Raw genomic sequence first — 23,109 nt, forward strand, 5'->3', positions numbered from 1 at the left:
GTTGGTGAAGGTATTGAAGTGCTTGGCCAGGTCAGCCAGTTCGTCGTCGCCATCGCTGGTCAGCGAGCGGGTCAGGTCGCCTTCGCCGCTGGCGATGTTGGCCATGGCGCTGACCACTTCGTTGAGCGGTCGGGTAATGCTGCGGCTGATGTACAGCACCACCAGCGCCATGATGATGGCGATGCCCAAGCCCAGCATCGAGGCGCTCATGGCCTGTTCGCGGAATTCGGCCTGCATGTCGTCGCTGTACACGCCGGAACCGACAATCCAGTTCCACGGCTGGAACAGCTGCACATAGGAGATTTTCGGCACGGGCTCACTGGCGCCGGGCTTCGGCCAACGGTATTCGACCATGCCCGAGCCTTTGGCCTTGGCGATGGCGACCATCTCGTTGAAGAGGAATTTGCCGTCGGGGTCTTTCAGGGCGCTGAGGTCTTGCCCTTCGAGTTTCGGGTTGGTGGGATGCATGATCATTTTCGGACCCAGATCATTGATCCAGAAATAATCATTTTTGGCGTAGCGCAAGCCACGCACGGCTTCCATCGCCTGTTTCTGCGCCTGCTCGCGCGTCAGCGTGCCGGCGGTTTCCAGGCCGTAAAAATAAGTCAGTACGCCGGTGGCACTTTGCACAACATGTTGGGTCTTTTGAACCTTGGCCGAGTGCAGGTCGTGGTTGATCTGCTTGAGCATCAACAGGCCAAGGCTGACCAGCATGACCAACGCGACAGCGAGAATGAGCCAAAGCCGACGATGAATCGGTAGTTTGCGCAAGGTTTGCATGGTGCGGAACTCCAACCGTTTTTGTTGTTGTGCTGCCTTGAAAGTAGGCGCTGGTGATGGCTTTGCAACAGTACAGGGGAAATGTAGGTAAAGGCAGCAGCATCGGTAGGAGTTGTCTGCTACATTTCGGCGCCAAAGTGGCATTCCCAAGCGCTTGCAGGGCATTTTTCAGTCGACAGGGCAGGGGGTTTGCCCGGGCGCTGACGCCTTTTGCTGGGGCGTGGTTTTTTCGTCCGACACTTTTTTTGTCGACAACATTTTGAGGGCGGTGCGGGGCACTGCCGATGGGGGAAGTTGCATGGATCTTTGGAGCGCTGCGCAGGCGTTGATTTTGGGGATTGTTGAGGGGCTTACCGAGTTCCTGCCGATTTCCAGTACCGGGCACCAGATTATCGTCGCCGACCTGCTGAATTTCGGCGGCGAACGGGCCATGGCGTTCAACATCATTATTCAGCTCGGCGCCATTTTGGCGGTGGTCTGGGAATTCCGTAAAAAGATCTTTGACGTGGTGCTGGGGCTGCCTAAAGACCGTCAGGCGCAGCGATTTACCGGCAACTTGCTGATTGCCTTCTTCCCGGCGGTGATCCTGGGCGTGATCTTCGCCGACCTGATTCACCACTATCTCTTCAACCCCATCACTGTGGCGGCCGCGCTGGTGATTGGCGGTGTGATCATGCTGTGGGCCGAGCGCCGCCAGCATGTGGTGCACGCCGAAACGGTCGATGAAATGACCTGGAAAGATGCCTTGAAGGTCGGCTTTGCCCAGTGCCTTGCGATGATTCCCGGCACCTCGCGGTCCGGCGCCACGATTATTGGCGGCCTGCTGTTCGGCCTCTCGCGCAAAACGGCTACTGAGTTTTCCTTCTTTCTGGCGATGCCGACCATGGTCGGCGCGGCGGTGTATTCGGGCTACAAGTACCGCGATCTGTTCCAGCAAAGTGATTTGCCGGTGTTTGCCATCGGCTTCGTCACCGCGTTTATCTTCGCCATGATCGCCGTGCGCGGCTTGTTGAAGTTCATCGCCAACCACAGCTATGCGCTGTTCGCCTGGTACCGCATTGCCTTCGGCTTGCTGATTCTGGCGACCTGGCAGTTCGGCCTGATCGACTGGACCGCGGCTCAGCCGTAAGCCATGGCGCGCAGCCCCAACTTCGCCGTATCGCCGACCGAGCGTTTCGACAGCCCGGAACAGACCGATATCACCCGCGACGTGGTGCTGCGCTATCACTATTGCTGGAAAAACCGCGACCTCGACGGGGTGATGGCGCTGTATCACCCGGACGTCGAGTACCACGACTTCTTCCAAAACCGTGTGTTGGCACTGGCTGAGCTGCGCGACTACGTGCTCGCCACCATGCCGCGCGCGCCGGAAGAAGCGCTGGAGCACAGCGACCGCATTCGCGTAGACGGTGACACCGCCTTTATTCAGTACCGCATCACCTTGCGCGGCGGCGAAGGGCTGGTGTCGTTTCGCACCAGCGAGGCATTAACGGTGCGCGACGGCTTGATTTGGCAGGTGAACGAATACGCCTCGCTGATGCACGAAACCAGCGGCAGCGGTAATAAGGAGGCGGTGGACAATCGCCCGGCCATCAGCCGCCTGGGTTTGTCGGCGCGGCAGCTGGGGTTTCTTGCCGATGACTTGCAGCATTACTTCCAGCAGCACCAGCCGTATTTGGACCCCGACTTAAATTTGCAACACGTGGCCAGCGCCACCGGCTACAGCCGCAACCAGATTTCCTACTTGCTCAACCAAGTGCTGGGGCAGAGCTTCTACCGCTATGTAAACCACGCGCGTTTGCAGCATTTGCTGGCTGCTATCGACAACGCTGCCGGGCCGGTGCGCATCGACGACCTGGCGTTTGCCGCGGGTTTCAATTCGCTGTCGGCGTTCTACAGCTGCTTCCGCCAGCACACCGGGCTCACGCCCAAGGCCTACCTCAAACAGCGTGCCGGCTAACAAATTTCTTCGCGGGCCCGCGCGCAAGACACGCCGCGAATCTAGCCTCTAGTCTCTGCGCCACTCGATGGCGAACAGTTTCTGGAGCGGTACATGAGCGCGTGGCGCAACGTAAGTCTGTGGATGGATCAGCTCGACGAGCCGCTGATTCCGCGAGCGCCATTAGCCGGCACTGTCGAAGCGGACGTGGCGATTATCGGCGCCGGTTACACGGGCCTGTGGACCGCCTACTACCTCAAACGCCAAGCGCCTGAACTGCGCATTGTGATGGTCGATGCCGAGATCTCCGGCTTCGGCGCGTCCGGGCGCAATGGCGGCTGGCTGATGGGCAACATCCTGGGCGAGGACCGTCTGCTGGCGGGATTGTCGCCGGCCGCTCGGCATGAGTCGCTCGACCTGCTGCACCACATTCCCGATGAAGTGGGCCAGGTGCTCGAACGTGAAGGCATCGACTGCGACTACCGCAAGGCCGGCATCCTTTACACCGCCGCCCGTTACCCTGAGCAAGAGACGTCGCTGCGGAGCCAACTGCGCGCCCTGCACGCTAACGGCACCACCGAAGCCGACTACCGCTGGCTGTCAGTCAACGAACTGAACCAGGAACTGCGCGTCGCCAAGCCATACGGCGCCATCTTCACCCCCCATTGCGCCACCATTCAGCCGGCCAAACTGGTACGCGGCCTGGCCCGCACGGTTGAGCGCATGGGCGTACAGATATTTGAGCAAAGCCGCGTGAACCAGTGGCAGCCCGGCGTGGTGCGCACCGCGCAAGGCGAAGTGCGCGCGCAGTGGGTGGTGCCGGCGGTGGAAGGTTATTCCGTGACGTTGCCGCCGCTGGGCAACTATCAATTGCCGGTGCAAAGCCTGATCGTCGCCACCGCGCCACTGCCGGCCGCGACCTGGGCGGAAATCGGCCTTGAACGTGGCCAGGCCTTCAGCGAAGCCAGCCGGCAAGTCACTTACGGGCAGCGCACCAAGGACGATCGCCTGGTATTCGGCGCCCGTGGCGGCTACCAATTTGGCGGCAAGCTGCGTCAGGACTCTAGCCTTACGCCAGGTGAAGTCGAGCTACGCCGCTACCTGTTCGGCGAGCTGTTCCCGATGCTGAAGAAAGTGCCGATCACCCATTCGTGGGGCGGCAACCTGGGCATGTCGCGCCGCTTCCATCCGCACATGATCTGCGACCGCAAAAACCAGGTGGCGCTGGCCGGTGGCTACGGCGGCGAAGGCGTGGGCGCGAGCAACCTGGGCGGGCGCACCCTGGCGCAATTGATTCTCGGCGAAACCAGCGTTCTGACTCGCCAGCCGTGGGTGCAAGTGGACAGCAGCATCAAACACGGCCTGCGCACCTGGGAGCCGGAACCGTGCCGCTGGCTCGGCTACAACGCCATCATCCGCAGCTTCGTTCACGAAGACAAAGTGCTCGCCGACCCCGGCAGCGCACCCTGGCGCCGTCACTTCGCCCAAGGGCTGGCGGGGTTTATGGAAGGGTTTATGAAATAAAGGCTCTGCTCCCCGCCACGCCCATTCCCTGTAGGAGCCAGCTTGCTGGCGAAGCGATTCGATTCCGAGTCGATGACTAAAAGCTTCGCGAGCAAGCTCGCTCCTACGCAACCGTGTTCTGACTTAAATGTGAGTAAACCCATGACCATCACCCATTTCAAAAACACCCCCGCTGCCGTGCTCGAAGAATCCTTCCCGGTGGCCGTGCCCCTGAGCGAAGTCGTGGCTGTGGCGTCGACCACCTGCGTGGAGCGCGACGACGGCGTGGAAACCGGCATCTGGGAATGCACCCCTGGCGTGTGGCGCCGCCAGATCGTGCAGCAGGAGTTCTGCCACATCATCGCCGGCCGTTGCACCTTTACCCCGGACGGCGGTGAACCCATGGAAATCAGCGCCGGCGACGCGCTGATGATGCCGGCCAACACCGTTGGCGTCTGGGACATCAAAGAGACCGTACGAAAAACCTACGTGCTTATTTTCAAATAAGCCGCACACGCTCCCTAAAAACAAAAATACCTGGATAACACCATGCTCAAGTTCATCGCTCCGCTCATGCTCGTGGCCTCGGTCTGTCAGGCTGCCGACACCGTCAAGATCTACAACTGGTCCGACTACATCGCGCCAGACACTTTGAAGAACTTCCAGGCCGCCACCGGCATCGCCTCGGTGTATGACGTGTACGACAGCAACGAAACCCTGGACGGCAAGTTGATGACCGGCAAATCCGGTTACGACGTGGTGTTTCCCTCCAACCACTTCATGGCCCGTCAGATTCAGGGCGGCGCGCTGAAAAAGCTCGACAAGAGCCAGTTGCCGAACTGGAGCAACCTCAATCCGGTGCTGCTCAAAGCATTGGAAACCAACGACCCGGGCAACCAATACGGCTTCCCTTACCTGTGGGGCAGCACCGGCATCGGCTACAACGTGGCCAAAGTGAAAGCGGTGCTGGGCGACGTGCCGCTCAATACCTGGGACCTGATTCTCAAGCCCGAGAACATGAAAAAGCTCAGCGAATGCGGCGTGGCGATTCTCGACAACGGCCCTGAAGTGCTGCCGATCACCCTGCATTACCTCGGCTTGCCCCATCACAGCAAAGACCCGGCCGACTACAAAAAGGCCGAAGCCACGCTGATGCAGATTCGTCCGTACGTGCGCTATTTCCACTCCTCTAAGTACGTGACCGACCTGGCCAATGGCGAGATTTGCGTAGCCGTCGGTTTCTCGGGCGACATCATGCAAGCCGCTAACCGTGCGAAAGAAGCCAAAAACGGCGTGGAAATCGGCTACGTGATCCCGAAAGAAGGCGCGCCGATGTGGTTCGACATGGTCTCGATGCCAGCCGATGCGCCAGACGAAAAAGCCGCCTACGCCTTTATGAATTACCTGCTCGACCCGAAAGTGATGGCCCCGATCAGCGACTACGTGCGCTACGCCAACGGCAACGAAAAGGCCGATGCGTTGGTGAGCCCGGAGCTTAAAGCCGACACCAAGGTGTACCCGAGCGAAGCGACGATGAAAACGATGTTTGCCTTGGAAGCCATGCCGCTGGCCACCGACCGCATTCGCACGCGGTTGTGGAACAAGATCAAATCGGGCAATTAATCCGCTACGCCTTGCGGGCAACGCGTGAGTGAATACCGAGGCTGAACCGCCGTCTTGCAGCGCCCTATGGGCTGTAAGAAGGGGTTCAGCCTCGCTGTTTCAGAGCCAATCCATGCGTTTGAAGTTGGCGAACAGACCGACGCAGCCCACGGTAATGACCGTCATCACTCCGGCATAACCGTAATGCCAGGTCAGCTCAGGCATGTATTGAAAATTCATGCCGTACACGCCAGCAATCGCCGTGGGAAACGCCAGAATCGCAGCCCAGGCGGCGAATTTTCGCTGGGTAATGCTCTGCCGGGATGACTCCAACAGCAGCCCGATCTCAATGGCGTGATCGGCCATTTCCCGCAGACCGGTGAGGTCTTCCATCAAGCGCTGCACATGGATCTGCACGTCACGAAAGTACGGGCGCATGTGCTTATCAATGAACGGGAAGTCGAGCTGCTGCAGCTCGGTGCAGATTTCCACCATCGGCGCGATATAGCGGCGGATGCGCAGCAAGTGCCGGCGCATGCGTTGGATACGTTCGACGTCCTCCTGGCTCAGCGGGTTGCGCAGCACATGCTGTTCCATGTCTTCCAGCTTGGCGTTGAACTCTTCCAGACGCGGCCGGTAGTTCTCGATCACAAAGCTAAGCAGCGCATACAGCACGAAGTCTTCGCCATGCTCGAGCATTATTGGCTGCGCTTCACAGCGTTGTCTGACGCGCGCATAGGACGGCGAATTGCCGTACCGGCAACTGATCACATAACCCTTGCCGGCGAACAATTGGGTTTCGACGAACACCAGCTTGTCGTCTTCCATAACCGGCGAGTACAGCACCATAAACAGTGCATCGCCGAAGGTTTCCAGCTTGGGTCGGGTGTGCTGAAGCAGGGCGTCTTCGATAGCCAGTTCATGCAGGTTGAATTGCTTCTGCAGGTTCAGCAGCTCGGCGCTGCCCGGATCGTGCAGCCCGATCCAAACAAAATGACCGGGCTTGGCCGCCCAGGCTTTGCCCTCGTCGAGCTGGATGTCGGTAACTTTTTTGCCTTGGGAATAAACCGCTGCTGCAACGACGCTTGTCATAGTTGTTATCCGTACGCTCCGGTTTTGAGTGGCGTTGAGCGCCTGGCGCCAAGGGTAATGCATGGCGCCGGCGCCGTATTGCTGAGGTGTAGCGCTGAGGCTATGACACGCGCAGCGACTAGACGGCTCCGTGCAAAACCTGAATTTTAAAAACTGGCGCCCTGCAGCGCCGTAAAGCGGGCGTAAATAAAAAAGCCCCGCATGGAGCGGGGCTGATGTTAGCAAGCGGAAAACGGCGAGTGGCGGGCGGCGTTAAGGCAGCGCGGGCTTGGTGGTCGCCAACGCCGGCGCCGCGATCTCGCGGTCCAGCTCGGTGATGGTCGCCTGCATCTGCTCGTGGCACTGCTGCATGAGGGCAGGAATGTCGTCTGCCGTCATGCCCTTTGTGGTGATGCCTGGCAGCGAGCGGATGGTCACGCAGCCGCTGTTCCAACGATTGAGCTGCATGTGCGTGCTGTACGTGCTCACGCACACGGGAACAATCGGTACGCCAGCGGCGATCGCCATCTGGAACGCGCCTTTCTTGAACGGCAGCAGGCCGTTGCCCAAATTGCGTGTGCCTTCAGGGAAAACCCAGATGGACGTGTCTTTATGCTGAAGGGTCTCGGTGGTCGTCAGCATGGCGTGCTTGGCTTTGGCCGCGTTGCCACGGTCGATCAGCACGTTACCGGCGAGCCAATACAACTGCCCGAAAAACGGCACCCACTTCAGACTCTTTTTACCAATGCTTACGGTGCGTTTGGGCACCACGGCGCCCAGCACGAACAGGTCGTAGTTGGACTGGTGGTTGGCAATGTACACGCACGACGCCGACGGGTTGCGCAGCGCTTCGGTTTCAGCTTTGAGCTTGAGCCGCAATATCCACAATGCGGGGCGTGAATAGAGGCGGGCGCAGAGGCGACTGTTATCAGGATTAAACGGACGGCACAGGCCAATCAAAATGCCCAACACGCCAGCCAGAACAAAGTGCAGACCCATGAGCAACATGCGCAGAAAGAAAAGCATTGAGACGCCCGTTTCGGAAGAGGTCGCGCAGTGTACGGATGTGCACTATTTTCAGCAATGACCGTTCGTTGGGCGTTTTGTTACAAGCTGCAAGCCAGGCGTTACGGGGCTTTGCGCCATAAAAAAGCCCGGCGCGATGGCCGGGCTCGTTTGCACGACTTTGCTTAAACCGCGTGCTTCTTGTCTTCTTCAATCGCCCAATCCAGGGTTTCCAGCAACGCCTTGCGAACCTTGAGCTTGGTGTTCTTGTGCGCCTTCATATTGATTTTCTTCAACTGCTGCGCAGCGGCAACCGCGGTTGCCATCAACTGCTCCGCAGCGACCACGGTATCAAGGAAGCCGGCATCCACTGCCGTTTGAGGATTGAACATCTCGCCATTGATAACCGAACGGTGGAACGCCGACTTGCGCAAACGATCACGCGCCAACTCAATGCCCACGTGGTGCATGGTCATGCCGATTTGCACTTCGTTCAGACCAATGCTGAACGGCCCTTCGACGCCGATGCGGTAATCGGCCGACAGCAAAATGAACGCACCCTTGGCCACAGCATGACCGCCGCACGCCACGATGATCGGAAACGGATGCGACAACATACGGCGGGCGAGGGTGGAGCCAGCGGCGACCAGATTAATGGCGTTCTCCGGGCCGGACGTCATCACCTTCAAATCGTACCCACCCGACAAAATGCCCGGCTGGCCCGTGATGATCACCACCGCGCGGTCTTGCTCAGCACGATCCAACGCCGCGTTGAACGCCGCGATCACATCGGGAGAAATGGCATTCACCTTGCCATTGCTCAGCGTCAGGGTGGCAATTGCGTCATCGAGTTGGTAACTGATCAGATCGCTCATGGCAAAAATCCTTGCTCGGGCAGCTATATAAGGTGGGCAGACGTTACCGACGCGCAGACGGCAGGTAAAGCGCTAAGACTGACCGTACGGTCGCGCCGGCCCTGGCTCGAAGCAACGCGCTTGAGTTGCGTGCATCTGCCATCACCTTCGCTTAACCACATGAATCCGTTAAAAAAACTTTGCCTTTAGCGAACGCTTCGGCTAGATTAGCGCGCCTCGACAGACCTAACCGTCGTCGAGACACGGTGAAGTGTCCGAGTGGCTTAAGGAGCACGCCTGGAAAGTGTGTATACGAGAAATCGTATCGAGAGTTCGAATCTCTCCTTCACCGCCATATTGAAACGCCTAAGGCCCTGAAAACTGAGAAGTTTTCGGGGCTTTTTGCTTTCTGAGCTTCGAGGGTGTCGAATAACTGTCGAATCGCGGAAATGGTTTGGCAAAGGCTGGGTGTCCGGCCCAAACGAAAAAAGGATGTGCGACGCATGAAAAGGACTCTTCGTTGCCTATTCGTATGGACACCGACCGCACTATTTCTTGCGTGGTGGAAAGTTAGCAATTACTTCTATCACTATCTGGGATGCCAAGGCGGCAAGGGCAGTCCTAAGCCCTGTATGTGGGAAGGTATTGATGTTCAAGGGTGGTTCTCGGGCTCGTTTTTCGGCTACACACTGTTCTGGGTTTCCGTCCCGATTGCGGCATATATCTGTTTTGAAATGTGGCTTAGGCATTACAAGGCCGCGCTTGATGCTGATGCTGATGCAGGCAACTCGCTTTGAGACGCGAGGGTGAGCGGATTTAATGTAAGCGCGTCTTGAAGATGATCTGGCGAGAGGTGGGCATATCTCATCGTCATCGCCAAGCTGGAGTGGCCGAGGATTTTCTGTAAGGTCAGAATGTTTCCACCACGCATAACGAAGTGACTGGCAAAGGTGTGCCGTAGAACGTGTGTGGCTTGTCCGGCCGGTAGCTTGATAGAGGTCGTGTCGATCACCCGGCTGAAAGTCAGCATGCAGTTGCTGAACAAGCCATGCCGCTTGAAGTGGGTCTGTAGTTCTGCTTCCAGCTTCTTATCAATCGGAATAGTTCGGGTACGCCGGGATTTCGTATTGGCGAAAGTCACTGCACCGTTCGCTACTCTCGCGGGAGACAACGCCTGAGCCTCACCCCATCTTGCCCCCGTTGATAGACAAACCCTCGCAACCAAACCAATTCCCGGCGTTGTATCTCGACCATCGAGACATCGAGCAGCTCGGATACTGCGGCAACGTCAAAAAGGAGAGGGGACGCTCCTGCAAACGTAGAGGGCGGACCTTAGCCAGCGGGTTGGGGTAGTCAATGTCGTCGAGCTGTATCAGCTGATTGAACATCGATTTGAAGTAGCCGAAGCGATTGTTCAGCGTCTTGCCATGTACCCCAGACTCGATGTGTTGCCGTCGAATTTCACAATACGCATTGCCCGTGAAGGTAACGCCAACGGGGTCTCCAAGATCCTTGGCCAGCGTGGTGAGTATCTGTTTGATGCGCGTACCGTCTGCAAGGGTATGCCCATGCAGGTCGTGGTAACGGTCAACAAGCTCAGATAGCCGCCGCCGATCCCTGGGTTTTGGAGACCAGCTAGGCGTCTCGATGCACTTCGCTCGACAGGTAGCCTCAAACCTCAGCGCTTCAGCTTTGGTCTTGACCGTCTTACGAAACCGTTTGCCTTTAACGGGTTCAACGTCGACTTTCCATTTGCCGTTTGGCTGTTGCTCGATAGCCATTAAACAGCGCGCCCCCAACGTACATGACGTTCCTCAAGCAGTGCTTTGATGTGCTTGTAGAGGTCGTGCTCGCTCATGTCTTTGGCGGCATAGTGGTCGCGGATGACGGGCCAGCGTTCCCACTGTTTGAGGTTATCAACCAAGCGACAGCGTGAGCGCGCTTTCGTCAAATGCTCAACACCATAGAAAATCAAAAAGCCCCGCAGCTATTAAGTTGCAGGGCTTTTCCGTATGCGCTCAGCTTTGTAGTACGAAGATGCCCACCTGCGGCGCAGGGCTTAACCATTGCCGTTCTAAGGTCCAACCTGCAGATTCAGCCAAGCGCGCTACCGAGTCTGGGGTGTACTTGTGCGAGCACTCGGTGTGTAAGCGCTCACCTTCGGCAAAGTGGAATGTTTCGCCTGCAGCGTAAACGTCTTGGTCCTGCGTGCTCACTAGGAACATCTCCATGCAGCTTTGCTGGGGGTTCCATTGCGCCAGATGAAGGAATTGTTCCAGTTCAAAATTGCCGTCCAGCTCGCGATTGATGCGGGCCAGCAGGTTTTTGTTGAATTGAGCGGTGATGCCGTCGGCGTCGTCGTACGCCGCTTCGAGTGTGGCGATGTCTTTGAGCATATCCAGACCGAGGATCAGCCGTGCGCCTTCACCCAAAAAACGCCGCACGTTGCGTAGGAAATCTACGGAGTCGCGTTTGCAAAAGTTGCCGAGCGTGGAGCCTGGGAAAAATCCTACTCGAGGACGTGTTCGCGCGGCGGCGGGCAAATCTTTTAGATGGCAGAAATCGCCAATTTCAGGGGCGACCCACAGCGCTGGATAGGCATGCTGAAGTTGTTCCGTTGCTTTGTGCAACGCCGACGCGCTGATATCCAGTGGAATGTATACGTCGAGCTGTGGCGAGGCCTCGAGCAGCAGCCGTGTTTTAACGCTGGCACCGCTGCCAAATTCAATCAACGCGGCTCCATCGGGAATGAAGGTGGATAGCTCGTGAGCGATGTCTTTTAACAGGGCGGTTTCTGCGCGAGTGGGGTAATACTCCCGCGTCTGGCATATCGCCTCGAATAATTCCGAGCCGATGGCATCATAAAAATACTTAGGCGCCAGGTTTTTTGATTGAGCAGAAAGTCCTACGCGCACGTCTTTGGCGAAGTCACTGCTGTGTTGATGCTCGTCAGCCTCGGTATCGTTTTGGTGCGACGGCAAGTCTCGGGCTAAGCGCAAACCGGAAAACATCCAACGCTGGCCCGGGTAGAAAAAGTTTCGGTAGCTGAGGCGCGAATGGCCGCGAGGCGTTGCACAGGCGCCGCCTCGAAGCACTAATTGGCTCACCATAAATTTTCCGTTGTACTCGCCGACAGCACTCGCAGCAGGTTTAAAACCGGGGTAGGGCGTGTAGGCGCTCTGGGTCCATTGCCAGGCGCAGTCATCGATTTGCTCCAGTAGACCTGAGCGAGCGGCAATCTCCCACTCCGTTTCGGTTGGAAGTCGAGCATTTGCCCAACTGGCGTAGGCGCAAGCTTCGAAATAACTGATGTGCATCACCGGGGCGTCGAGACAAATCTTTTGCGCGCCCGCCAGGGTCATCTGCTGCCAATCGCCTTCGAGTCGCTGCCAGTACAGCGGGGCTTGCCAGCTTTCAGCCTGAACCTTGCTCCAACCATCGGCGAGCCAGAATTCGGCTCGGGCATAGCCGTCATCAGCCATAAAGGCGAGCCACTCGCGGTTGGTCACCAGTCGATCGGAGATTTCGAAGGGTTGAAGCCACGTGGCGTGGCGCGGGTTTTCATTATCGAAAGAGAACTCGTCGCCAATGTGGCCGAGTTCGACCATGCCGCCGGCCATTAGCTGAAATTGGCCGGGGCGGTCATTTTGTGGCGTGCGCCACTCTTCGCTATAAGCGGGTTTCAAGGGCGACAGGCTGAACAGATGGAGGATATCCATCAACAGCAACTCTTGATGCTGCTGTTCATGTGCGAGGCCCAATTCAAACAGGCCCGTTAACTCGGCCGGCGCAGGTTCTCCCATTAGCGCTTGGATGTGCTCATCTACATAGTCACGGTAGCGGCGAATTTCCGTCATAGCCGGTCGCGTTAACACGCCACGCTGGGGGCGTGGTTGCCGTGGGCCGAGGGACTCGTAATAGGAGTTGAAAAGGAAAGCGTAAGCGGGGTCGAAAGGTTTGTATCCGGGTCGATGAACCATTAACACGAAGGTTTCGAAGAACCAGGTCGTGTGCGCTAGATGCCATTTGGCGGGGCTCGCATCGGGCATGGATTGCGCGACCATGTCCTCATCGGTGAGTGTTGCGACTAACGATTCGCTGTGCCGGCGAACCATCAAATAACGCTGAAGCAGGGGGCTTGTCATTCTTATTCCTCTCGCAGCGCCAGCGGCGAGGGACCGTGTTGCGCTGCTCAGCGGGGCTAGGCGGAGATAGCCAAGAACTCTCGCCTAATATCAGGTTATAGGTCTGATACATAAGGTTCTAAAAAAGTTCTAGCCAGGACGCGCTGATCGCCGAGCGGCAAGCCACTCGGCGGGAGGAGGGATAGCGGAGGGCGGCCAGCGTTTTGCTCGACCGGTTACTTATTGTCAGTCTTTCGCTCAGTTTCGGTGCCGGGTTCGTTTGGAGAACTCTTTAAAACGCTATGAGGGGCGTCTTCTATCCCGGTTCCGTCTGTGCCTGGCCGTGGAGCGCTGTCACGGCCCTCGACATCGGTCGCAGGTCCGTTGCTGTCACTTTTGCCGGTACCCGGAGTGGGTAATGTTGGAGGTGTAGGGTTTGTCGGGCCAGGAGTGGAGCTCGGGCCAGTACTATCGATAGCATCAGCCGCTAGGCTGCTAGGACCGATCATTAGCAATCCAGGCATCAAGAGCAAAGCGTAGGCGAGCCTATTCATCGTAAATCCCCTCATGAAGGTTTCAGGACTTGGGCCTGTGTTACGTTCAGACGTTCTGAAAAATGGATAAGCGGTCTGAGTGGGTTCGTCCAACATCGAACTAGGGTGGCCGGGGCGGCAGACGCTAGCGTTCCACTAAATTCACTTTGGCGAGTGACTCGGCGGTGCGGTACGCAATTTTTACCTTCGTGTGCTGTAAGGACCTAATCGGCACCATGCTGAACCCTGCGGTGGCTCCTGAAAGTATTTTTAGAAATTCTGCGCTGGTGCACTGGCGGGGTACCAGCGCAGCCGCTCCCGCGCTGATAAAAGCTTGAGTAGACCGATAGGAGTCGCGGGAGGTGCATATGAGCACCTTGATCTCGTTGGAGAGGCGGGATATTTCCAGGATGGTTTCTGTCTGGCGTGATACCGAGCAACGGAACCCAAGGATCACCACGTCCGGCGAATGTAGCGCGCATTTCGCTGCTGTCTCCTCCAAACTCAGCGCTTCGCCGCAGACATGTAACCCAGAAACCTCGCAGATTTTTTGAAAATGTTTCCGTACCGTAATTCGGTCGCTAGCTAATAAAATACTGAGCATGCGCTTCCTGCGCTCCCTTAACCATCTAAGTAATTAGTGAGATTAAGGTTAGCCCAGTCGAACCGATGCAGGAGGGTTCCGAAGCGCAAGAGGCCGAAGTAATTTGGAAAGCGTCTAAATTTCGCTAATTAACCCAATCCATTGCGTTTAGCGAAGTCTACGAGAGCAACTAAGTTGAAAGCGTTGAGCTTAAGTTGAAGGCGAGTTTTGTAAGTGCTGATCGTCTTGTTGCTTAGGAGCAGAGAGTCACCAATCTCTTTGTTCGATTTCCCTTGGGCGAGCATTTGCAACACCATTATTTCGCGGTCTGACAGACTGTTAAGCATTGATTGCTCGCTGCTATCAGTAATAGTGGGGTTGACGGTGCTGAGAATGTCAGTAGGGAAAAAGCTATATCCGGAGAGGGCCGCCCAAACGGCGCGCTGCAGTTCCTCAAGATTGTCGCCTTTCGTTACAAAACCTGCCGCCCCGGCTTTCATACAACGAAACGCCAATAAGTCGGCCGGCTGTGAGGTTAAGATAAGCACCCGCGGCCTTGGTTTTAATGTACTGATTCGGGCTAGAACTTCCAATCCGTCGATTTTTGGGATGCCGATATCCAAAATAATCAAGTCAGGCCGCTGAGTGCGGATCACGGTCAAAGCGTCTACACCATTATCCGTCTCGCCTAGTAATGTATGGCCTTCGCGCTCTAATAAAAGCCTGACAGCCATCCGCACTACGGGGTGGTCGTCGACGATGAGTACTTTTCCCATTGTATTTCCGTTATTAACTTCTGATGGTTTATGGTTACGAAGCGCCAATTTCTATCTCAAGCGATCGCTGTAGGTCTTCAATTGCACAACATACTGCGGTAGCGATGATTGTAATATCAGACGGTTGATTGTCGATGTTCATCGCTTTTTCGTATTTCTCGATCGAATCAACTAGTGACTTGGCGTTAATTAGCCTAGCCACGCCTTTCACACGATGCGTCATGAACGAGAATTCCTCCCAGTCTAACAATTTCAAGTATCCATAGAGCTTGTTTAGGTCAACTTGGTTAGTGGTGTATAACTGCTGCAGGAAAAGAGATTTTAGGTCATCGTCGCCGTTTGTTAGTGCGTGGATGCTCTTATCGTCAACCAGCTGCGAGATATGCTTTGGCTCAGTTGAAGTCGATGGGTTGATCGGTCCCTCAAGCCTTTTAATGCAGTTTTCGAGTTCCAATGCACCAACTGGCTTGAAAAGACAATCATTCATTCCCGCCTTAATGCAGTAGCTGCGTTCATCCTCGTCCGTACTTGCAGTTACACCTACGATCCAGTAAAGCGACTGTGCTAGATTTTTTTCCTGCGCTCGGAGTTGCTTGGTTAACTCGAACCCATCCATTACCGGCATTCTACAATCGGTGATGATCAGGTCGAATTGCGTTTGGTACGTGAGCATTAATGCCTGAGCTCCATTTTCCGCACTTTGGGCTGTATGCCCCAGGAATATAAGTTGTTGTTCTAGTATCAGCAGGTTGGCTGGGTGGTCGTCCACTAATAGAACATTTAATGAAGTCTTTTTGCAGTGGGCGCGATCCGTTCTCGGGGTAGGAAAATTCGCTGATTGCTCAACGTTTCCATCTGCTTCCCGTTTGAAAGATTTTCCTGATACCGAAATTCCATTCATCGCGTCTTTACGGTCCATTATGTTCCCCATTAACGGCAACTCCTCGGTCGAGTTTAGTTCAGCTTTATTAAATTGTTTTCTTTAAACCATGTAGGAAATTTCATTTCTACCGGCTTAGCTGTGTACGCGGGTGGGCGTGCATCGTTTTTTCTGCCATTTCTGGGAGTGACGGCTCGTCGATATCGACGCTCTCGCTCAGATGTATCCTTTGATTTTCCTGAACTTTACAAATGCAGTTCATGCTCGTGGCCGGATTGGTCCAGAATTGCATGATCAAAGTAAAAGAAACTGATCCTCCATTTTGCGACTCGACATCCATTCAATTAATTTTTCGCCTGACACAGCGGGTGAGAATAGGTAGCCCTGTCCGAACTGGCAATCTAGGTCCTGAAGAAGTCTTAGTTGCTCGACTGTTTCGATACCCTCAGCTACCAGTGATACTCCCATCTGTTGGCTGAGGTGAGCCATACTGGCTACGGCTAGTTGAGTTCGCTTATTTAGGACGATATCTTTCACAAAACTCATGTCTAGTTTAATTTCGGTGCAGGGTATCTCGCAGATTCGCTGCAGCGAAGAAAGTCCTGTTCCAAAGTCGTCGATGGATATACCGCAGCCAACCGTCCGTAAATGAACTAAATTGGCGTAGCACTCAGCCGGTGATTTAAGAAGCCCGGTTTCGGTGATTTCTAAAATCACGGCATCCGGGCGAACATGGTTGGCCTTCAGGATCTTTAATACTTTTGAGCTGAAATCGGGCCGAGTAAGTTGGGCGGCGTCTATATTTATTGAGAGTTTAAATTCTTTGTCCAAATCTTTATGATTTAAAAATTCTAGCGCGCTCTGAAAAATTGAAAACGTCATTGCGTCCAAGTGGCCGAAGCGCTTCGCTAGATCAATAAAGATTTGTGGGCCGATAATCCCTAATTTTGGATGTTTCCAACGCATTAGTATCTCGGCTCCGACTATTTTCATGGAGTCGAGGTCTATTTTTGGCTGGAAGTATGGAATGAATTCATCATTTAGTGCACCTGCCGCCACCGCTTTTGCAGGCGGCATCTTGCTTCGCGAAATAGATTGTGATTGCGGTTTTCGTACGGATGCGCTTTCTAATGCCGCTTGTAACTCACGTTTTGTGTATTTCTTGCATAGACGTCCAGCTACGTGAATCCCCGAAAACTTTGCGAGTTTGCATAGGGCGGTATAAATATCTGCCGACACATCCGTGACGAAGATTACGGTTCGAATGGCTCCGGTACGGTTTGCATGAAGTAAAAAGTTCAGGGCGGAGCAATTCGCTGAGCTTAATGAGAAAAATAGTATGTCGAATGACTTTTCTTCCAAGATGAATTTTTCTGCGATGTCATTGGTAGGTGCAACATGAAGCTTTGTGTGCCCGAGCGATTTTAAAACGCTTACTAACGCTTGTTGCGCAAGGGGGTGGCTTTCGGAGATAAGGATTTTCGGCTGGGACATTGAGTGTGTTCCTACGCGAGTTAAGTAGCCGAAATATCGCACCCGCTTAATTCTGGCGATGTACAACGACTCTTCCTGATCTGTAGGAAAATCCCTATATCCGCTATTTTGCTGCGCGCCGCTCAAATCGATTTAAAGTTTTTGCACCACGTCTAGCGAATTGTGGTGCTACAGTTTTAAGCCAAGCTAACCAATTCTTTGCTTGTCGCTTCTTTAACTTTTATGAGTATCCAGGTGAATAAAATTTCTGAGTGGATTGGGGCTTACCGTGTTCCGGTTCTTGTGGGGGCTTTGTCGTTGTCGTGTGTGCTTGGTTTCGCGGCCACCGAAGCTTATCGGCTAATGGTGGAGGGGCGGTTTCGTGACGCGGAGCGGGCGCTGATCCGAGAAAATGCGTTCAGCCTTGAAGGCGTTACGTTAAACGGCAAAGGGATGGGAGCGCTGCTGTTGGCGGGGTTAATTAACTCCTCGGTTAGGACCGCTTCACTAGAGCCGGACATCCGCCACGCTCGACAATTCAATATCGCCCAACCGGCCCTGAAGGTAATCGCTAAGCGCGTGGGCGCAAGTCTCGCCTTTGTCGTCGACGGGGAAGGAGTGGTCAAAAGTGATTGGAGCGGTGAAAACATATCGCCGATTGGGGTAAACGTTCGCAATCGTCCCTATTTCCAACAGGCGATGAAGGGGCTGCCAAGCGTAAGCGGCGGTGTGAGCCCCGTGTCCGGCCGACTTGTGTATTACGTGGCGGCCCCCGTGTATTTGGAGGCTGCGTCGGATGAGGTGACAGGCGCCGTGGTGGGGCGATTTGAAGCCAGTGAATTAGGAGATTTCGTCAAAGATGACGGTTCTCGCATCGGTTTGGTGATTTCTCCCCAAGGAATTGTGTTTACTTCCGGGCGCTTGGAGTGGAGCCTGCGCACGACAGAGCCAAAAAGTTCTGCGCAAATAAAGGAAATCGCGGAAACCAAGCAGTTCGGCGCGTATTTTGACGATGAAAGCAAGGTCAGAGCGCTACCTTTCAACCTGTCTGAAGATACCGTAACCATCGAAGGTCAGCGTTACGCTGTCTCGTCAGCTCCGGTCGATTGGAATGATCCCAGCGGTAAATGGAAGCTCGTCACAATCAGCGCGCTTGCTCCGGTTTACAGCTTTAAGGAAGGATTCTGGATTTCTTTTTTAACCGCCGGATCCTGCGGTTTATTAATGTGGTTTTTCCTTCGGCGGCTGGCGGATATGCGTATCCGCCGCAGCGATTCGTTAGAAATAGCCCGGCAACATCAACGCCTTCAATTGATCTTAGATAACGCCCCCGTCGCGGTGTGCATTATTGCCGACGATCTTCAGATCGGGACTACTGGCATTGTCAGGTTTGCCAATCCTCTGTTCACCAATACGTTCGATGTCCGGGTCGATGTGCCCATGCCGCGTCTATATGTCCGCCCTGATGAACGGGAAAAATTGCGCGACATGTTGCGCCGTGAAGGAGTGGTGGAACAGCATGAAACGCAGGTTTATGACAACAACCATCAAATTCGCGACGTCTTAGTTAACTTTCTCCGCATCGATTTTTTGGGTGAGACCGGCACGCTTGGATGGCTTATCGATATTACGGCGCAGAAAGTAGCCGAGCGGGAAATGTCTACGGCGATGAGCGCCGCCGAGTCTGCCAATAAGATAAAGGGTGAATTCCTGGCCAATATGAGCCATGAAATCCGCACGCCCATGAACGCCATTATGGGCATGTCGTTATTGGCGCTGCGGGGCGATTTGGATCCGCTGCAACGTAATTACATTGAAAAAGTTCACCAGGCCGCTAACTCGTTGCTGGATTTGATAAATGACATTTTGGACTTCAGCAAGCTCGAGTCAGCGAAGATGGAGATTGAGCACGAAGAGTTCCGCTTGGAAGATGCCTTTGAGGATCTTTCAAACGCTATCAGTCTTCGGGCCAATCAGAAGAACATCGAGTTGCTCTTTGATATCTCGGCCAATGTTCCCGCTCTGTTAGTAGGGGACCGACTTCGTTTGGCGCAGGTGCTTATTAATCTGGGCAACAATGCGGTGAAATTCACCGACCGGGGTGAAGTCATCGTCGGGGTCGAATTGGTAGAGGCTGTAGAAAAACGGCTCACGTTGCATTTTTGGGTCAAAGACACCGGGATAGGGCTTACCGAGGAGCAAAGGGCGAAGCTGTTCAATAGTTTCACCCAGGCGGATTCATCTACCACTCGACGGTACGGTGGCAGTGGCCTGGGGCTTGTTATCTGCAAGCAATTGGTGGAATTGATGGACGGCCAAATTTGGGTGGAGTCCCAGTACGGCGAGGGCTCGATCTTCCATGTTCACGTCGATCTCGACTGCGTCGAAGCGCCGGGCACCTTATTATCGTCGACTGCGAATTCACTGAGCGATATCCGCGCACTGTTGGTTGACGACAATGCGTCAGCTCGGGAAATTGTTGCGACGATGGGCCTGTCGTTGGGAATGCAAGTTGATCAAGTTGCCAACGGAATCGAGGCACTGATTGCCATCGATAAAATGGAGCGCTCCGGTAGGCGGTACGATCTCATCTTACTCGACGAACACATGCCTATCATGGGCGGGGCGCACTGCTTGCGGCTCATTCGGCAGCGGCCAAGCCATCGCGACGTGCGGGCTATTCTGATCGGCTCAGCTGGCGGTGAGGGCAGTGCTCAGGTGCAAGACGCTGAAGCGTTCAACGCCGTGATGGTGAAACCGTTGACCGCCGCCAAACTGGCGGGCTCGCTCAGCGAAGCCCTAAGTCATTCCAAGCCGATGCCTGCCCGTAAGGTTCGAGACGACAACGTATCCATTGATCTTCGTTCGCGCTTGGCCGGCCATCGCATCCTTCTCGTTGAAGATAACGAGATGAATCAGGAGCTGGCGGTGGCATTGCTCGCCCAGGCTGGCGCCGAGGTTGTGGTGGCTGGCAATGGCCAGCGTGCGCTGGACTTTCTCGCCAAAGACCGCTCATACAGTCTCATTTTGATGGACTGCCAGATGCCGGTGATGGACGGATATACCGCCACGCAGCACATACGCGCCGATCTGAATACACAGGAAATTCCGATTATTGCCATGACGGCCAGCGCTATGAAAGGCGACCGTGAGAAGGCGCTGGCAGCGGGCATGGATGATTACATCACCAAGCCTCTCGATGTCTTGAGCATGTTCACCACAATCGCCAAGTGGATTAAACCAGTTCCTATTTCATCCAATGCGCAAGCCTCGACTGAGCCCGAACCGGTTTCCGAAACATTTGGGACACTTCCCGGTGTAGATGTTCAAGCGGGCCTGTCCGTTTGCATGAACAACGCGGCGCTTTACACCAAATTGTTGAAGATGTTTCGCCAACAAGCGCAGGACTTCTCGGCGGAGTTCCATGCCGCCGTCGAGGCGAATGACACCGTGTTGGCTACGCGCCTAGCTCATACGCTGCAGGGCACTGCCGGAAACATCGGAGCTTTTGGCGCGCAGCGTGCGGCAGCAGCATTGAATCGTGCCTGTCAGGAGCAAACATCGCAGGCGGAATTGGAAGGCCATTTGCAGGCGCTCGTGAAGGAATTAGCCATGGTTGCCGACGGGTTGGAACGCCTCGAGAGGTAATGTCCTACCGCCTTTGAGGAAACCTCGAATTCAATGGATTGGTCACCCTAAGGAGACTTGCCGGCTCATTCTTTAAGAGCTTTGACCATGTTAGCCAAGCACATGCGCATCCTGATTGCCGACGCCGACCCGCTGGTTCGCGCCAATGTCGAAAAACTCATGAATAACGCCGGCTGTTTCGGCATTGCTTCGGTCGGCACGCTGGATGAGCTGCTTTCGTTGATCGACTTTGGCGGCAAGCCGTTTGACCGAGTGCTGATTAACCGTCGTCTTCTAGGGCATGAATACACCGACGCACTCAAAACACTGAGCAGCTTTCGTAATGTGGTGATCTACCGCAGCGGTTTTCAATTTGATCGTCTTGCCGATCCGCTTTGCAGCGAGACCAGCTGCCTAGATAACGGCCTGGAGCCGGCGTACACCTTGCACTGACTCGCCACACTTACGAATAGATAGCGGAATGATGGGGATAGTCTGCGGTTCTCGCGCCCATGATCATTTCCCCAATCCAACTGTTGAGAATCGAGGTGTAAGCTTTTTGGTCGCTGTCCTGGCTGAGCGCATGATCGGCGCCGTCCACGATGCGATGGGTAAGCGAGTGAGCCTTTTCGAAAGCAGCTCGGTAGCTCATCAGCGTGGTGTGGGGCACATAGTCGTCGTGCTCCGACTCCACTAACAGCACGTCCCCTTTGAATTTTGCGCAGCAGGCCAGGGCGCGATTCTGTTCTGGCAAGCACAGCGTGCGCCGGTAACGCGCCAGGCGCTCGCGGTCCAGAAGCTGTTTGGGCACCGTCCACTCTTCGTCCCAGTACAACGCGGGCACGCGCAATGCGAGCCACCGTACCGGACGCATGTCGGTAAGAAACGTCGCCAGATACCCCCCGTAACTACTGCCGATCACCGCGATTTTGTCCGGATCGATTGCCGGATGGCTCGCCAATTGGTCGTAAGCTGCAACGATGTCCGCCAGGTTCTGTTCCCGTGTCACCGTCTGTTTACTGCCGGACGTGCGCTCGTGGCCGCGCAGGTCGAAGGTCAGGCATACGCAGCCGAATCCGGCGATGCCTTTGGCGCGTGCCAAGTCCCTCTGTTGGCTGCCACCCCAACCATGTACGAAAAGTATGCCTGGCACTTTCTGTTCCGGGGACATCAGGGTTCCGGCGATTGTTTCGTTATCAACTTGAATGTCTATGGTCTGGCTATGGGCAGGCATTGAGGTCAACCTTTACGAATTTGCTGATAGTGCCGTGGGGCGCAACCTCGCCTTGGAACAGGCGCGTCGCACCGGCTGGGGCGTCATCGCCATATGTTTCGTAGGTGCTTGCCTTCAGGCACAGGATTTCGGGGTGTTGTTGCAAAGCTTCCAGCGCGAAGACTTCAGCAGGACTGGCGCCACCGATGCGCCACGACTGTTCCAGCACGCCGGAGCGTTCTTCCCCCAGGGCGTCAATGCCCTGGGCAATGTCGTAGTTGCGACGCGAGGCGACCAGCCCCAGGCAATCGAAGGCGGCCTGTTCATACGTAACGGCCTGCTTAATCGCCAAACGGGCGTGCGCCGATAACGGCAGCGCATCAAGCGCTTCATAGCCCCCGCGCACGATCATCAAGTCAGAGCCGCCGTACACCTGCGCGCCGCTGTCGTCTTGGGTTAAGCGTTGCGAGCCGTAATAGCTGGCGACGAGCCCGGCGACTTGGATTTGTCCCACGCTGAACGTCACGACTTCCTTCAGGTGTTCCTCCAGTACCAGACCCCATTCCGAGACTTCCTGGGCATCCGCCTGGCGCAAACACGCACTGAGTTCAGCGGCGTTTTCCACCAACGTCTGACCTCGACCGGCTTTGCCTCGCACGGCTTTTACCCGCACCGGCCCATGCGCCAGCAGGGCCGCTCCGGCTCGCTCGGCATCGCTCAAGTCAAACACCGTGGTGCCGCGCAGTACCGCATCGGCCGCCTGTTGGTGAAACTGCGCGGTCCAGCCTTCGGGCGTCACGGTCGGCTGCTCGATCAAGGGGTGGCTAATGGCTTTGGTCGCCATAAAAGGAAACCGCACGGCGCCGCCGAAGAAATCCTCGGCGCTGGCGATCCCGAGCGCTTTCATCTGCTGGGCGCCCGTCACCGTTTCGCTGGGGATCCAATAACAGGCGCTGTTTTTTTCGGAAGACGTCTGTACCGGCAGACCGAGCAGGTCGCCGATTTTCTCTGCCAGTACCTGCTGAACCGCGCGCTCGTGGTCGGCCAGTGGCGTGTCGAGGGTCAGCAGTGCGACGGCGCGTTTTGTGTTCATCCGGGCTCTCTGTCGTTGAGCATCGTCCCGCGGGCTGCGCGGACGGGCATAAC

18 protein-coding genes, 1 tRNA gene and 2 pseudogenes are annotated in these 23,109 nt (G+C 55.6%); 8 read left to right on the forward strand and 13 right to left on the reverse strand.

The window, feature by feature from the left end:
* Positions 1 to 3: 3 nt before the first annotated feature.
* Positions 4 to 945 (reverse strand): annotated as a pseudogene (locus tag ACZZZU_RS01940) (cache domain-containing protein); the annotation flags it as partial.
* 133 nt (positions 946 to 1,078) lie between these two features.
* Here ACZZZU_RS01940 and ACZZZU_RS01945 point away from each other — a divergent pair.
* From ACZZZU_RS01945 to ACZZZU_RS01965, 5 genes are all read left to right on the forward strand, one after another.
* Positions 1,079 to 1,909: an undecaprenyl-diphosphate phosphatase gene (locus ACZZZU_RS01945; RefSeq protein ID WP_122495694.1), complete on the forward strand. Its 831-nt coding sequence runs from the start codon at positions 1,079 to 1,081 to the stop codon at positions 1,907 to 1,909.
* 3 nt (positions 1,910 to 1,912) lie between these two features.
* On the forward strand, positions 1,913 to 2,740 hold the full coding sequence (locus ACZZZU_RS01950; RefSeq protein ID WP_122495696.1) for a nuclear transport factor 2 family protein: 828 nt from the start codon (positions 1,913 to 1,915) through the stop codon (positions 2,738 to 2,740).
* A gap of 93 nt (positions 2,741 to 2,833) precedes the next feature.
* Entirely contained in the window at positions 2,834 to 4,243 is a 1,410-nt protein-coding gene (locus tag ACZZZU_RS01955) for an FAD-dependent oxidoreductase (protein ID WP_122495698.1), read from the forward strand.
* Positions 4,244 to 4,384: 141 nt separating this feature from the next.
* Positions 4,385 to 4,729 (forward strand): cupin domain-containing protein, encoded by a 345-nt coding sequence (locus ACZZZU_RS01960; RefSeq protein WP_463382864.1) that lies wholly within the window; start codon positions 4,385 to 4,387, stop codon positions 4,727 to 4,729.
* 42 nt (positions 4,730 to 4,771) lie between these two features.
* Positions 4,772 to 5,845, forward strand: a complete 1,074-nt coding sequence (locus tag ACZZZU_RS01965; protein WP_463549558.1) for a polyamine ABC transporter substrate-binding protein — start codon at positions 4,772 to 4,774, stop codon at positions 5,843 to 5,845.
* A gap of 99 nt (positions 5,846 to 5,944) precedes the next feature.
* Here the strand turns inward: ACZZZU_RS01965 and ACZZZU_RS01970 are convergent, their stop codons facing one another.
* From ACZZZU_RS01970 to ACZZZU_RS01980, 3 genes are all read right to left on the reverse strand, one after another.
* Entirely contained in the window at positions 5,945 to 6,916 is a 972-nt protein-coding gene (locus tag ACZZZU_RS01970; RefSeq protein WP_463549559.1) for a magnesium and cobalt transport protein CorA, read from the reverse strand.
* Between the two features lie 252 nt (positions 6,917 to 7,168).
* Entirely contained in the window at positions 7,169 to 7,921 is a 753-nt protein-coding gene (locus ACZZZU_RS01975; RefSeq protein ID WP_463549560.1) for a 1-acylglycerol-3-phosphate O-acyltransferase, read from the reverse strand.
* A 164-nt stretch (positions 7,922 to 8,085) separates the two neighbouring features.
* Positions 8,086 to 8,775: a crotonase/enoyl-CoA hydratase family protein gene (locus ACZZZU_RS01980; protein WP_463549561.1), complete on the reverse strand. Its 690-nt coding sequence runs from the start codon at positions 8,773 to 8,775 to the stop codon at positions 8,086 to 8,088.
* 244 nt (positions 8,776 to 9,019) lie between these two features.
* Here ACZZZU_RS01980 and ACZZZU_RS01985 point away from each other — a divergent pair.
* Positions 9,020 to 9,109: transfer RNA gene (locus ACZZZU_RS01985), tRNA-Ser, on the forward strand.
* 393 nt (positions 9,110 to 9,502) lie between these two features.
* Here the strand turns inward: ACZZZU_RS01985 and ACZZZU_RS01990 are convergent.
* From ACZZZU_RS01990 to ACZZZU_RS02020, 7 genes and pseudogenes are all read right to left on the reverse strand, one after another.
* Positions 9,503 to 10,535: pseudogene (locus ACZZZU_RS01990) on the reverse strand (phage integrase).
* Positions 10,535 to 10,678 (reverse strand): hypothetical protein, encoded by a 144-nt coding sequence (locus tag ACZZZU_RS01995; RefSeq protein WP_463552183.1) that lies wholly within the window; start codon positions 10,676 to 10,678, stop codon positions 10,535 to 10,537. Before ACZZZU_RS01995 ends, ACZZZU_RS01990 begins: the two are co-directional and overlap by 1 nt.
* A gap of 94 nt (positions 10,679 to 10,772) precedes the next feature.
* Positions 10,773 to 12,899: an ergothioneine biosynthesis protein EgtB gene (egtB, locus tag ACZZZU_RS02000; protein WP_463549562.1), complete on the reverse strand. Its 2,127-nt coding sequence runs from the start codon at positions 12,897 to 12,899 to the stop codon at positions 10,773 to 10,775.
* Positions 12,900 to 13,556: 657 nt separating this feature from the next.
* On the reverse strand, positions 13,557 to 14,015 hold the full coding sequence (locus tag ACZZZU_RS02005; RefSeq protein WP_122495736.1) for a response regulator: 459 nt from the start codon (positions 14,013 to 14,015) through the stop codon (positions 13,557 to 13,559).
* Between the two features lie 128 nt (positions 14,016 to 14,143).
* Entirely contained in the window at positions 14,144 to 14,770 is a 627-nt protein-coding gene (locus tag ACZZZU_RS02010) for a response regulator transcription factor (RefSeq protein ID WP_122495738.1), read from the reverse strand.
* A gap of 34 nt (positions 14,771 to 14,804) precedes the next feature.
* Entirely contained in the window at positions 14,805 to 15,689 is an 885-nt protein-coding gene (locus tag ACZZZU_RS02015) for a response regulator (RefSeq protein WP_463549563.1), read from the reverse strand.
* A 255-nt stretch (positions 15,690 to 15,944) separates the two neighbouring features.
* Positions 15,945 to 17,144: an EAL domain-containing response regulator gene (locus tag ACZZZU_RS02020; protein WP_463549564.1), complete on the reverse strand. Its 1,200-nt coding sequence runs from the start codon at positions 17,142 to 17,144 to the stop codon at positions 15,945 to 15,947.
* 234 nt (positions 17,145 to 17,378) lie between these two features.
* Here ACZZZU_RS02020 and ACZZZU_RS02025 point away from each other — a divergent pair, with 234 nt between their 5' ends.
* Both ACZZZU_RS02025 and ACZZZU_RS02030 read left to right on the forward strand, forming a co-directional pair.
* Positions 17,379 to 20,771: a response regulator gene (locus tag ACZZZU_RS02025; protein WP_163016665.1), complete on the forward strand. Its 3,393-nt coding sequence runs from the start codon at positions 17,379 to 17,381 to the stop codon at positions 20,769 to 20,771.
* Positions 20,772 to 20,858: 87 nt separating this feature from the next.
* Entirely contained in the window at positions 20,859 to 21,203 is a 345-nt protein-coding gene (locus ACZZZU_RS02030; RefSeq protein WP_122495745.1) for a hypothetical protein, read from the forward strand.
* Positions 21,204 to 21,213: 10 nt separating this feature from the next.
* Here the strand turns inward: ACZZZU_RS02030 and ACZZZU_RS02035 are convergent, their stop codons facing one another.
* Both ACZZZU_RS02035 and ACZZZU_RS02040 read right to left on the reverse strand, forming a co-directional pair.
* Positions 21,214 to 21,984: an alpha/beta fold hydrolase gene (locus ACZZZU_RS02035; protein ID WP_122495747.1), complete on the reverse strand. Its 771-nt coding sequence runs from the start codon at positions 21,982 to 21,984 to the stop codon at positions 21,214 to 21,216.
* On the reverse strand, positions 21,971 to 23,056 hold the full coding sequence (locus ACZZZU_RS02040) for a DUF3182 family protein (RefSeq protein WP_463549565.1): 1,086 nt from the start codon (positions 23,054 to 23,056) through the stop codon (positions 21,971 to 21,973). The genes ACZZZU_RS02035 and ACZZZU_RS02040 overlap by 14 nt, the downstream gene beginning before the upstream one ends.
* Positions 23,057 to 23,109: the final 53 nt, after the last annotated feature.

The organism is Pseudomonas sp. AC136 (assembly GCF_979258585.1).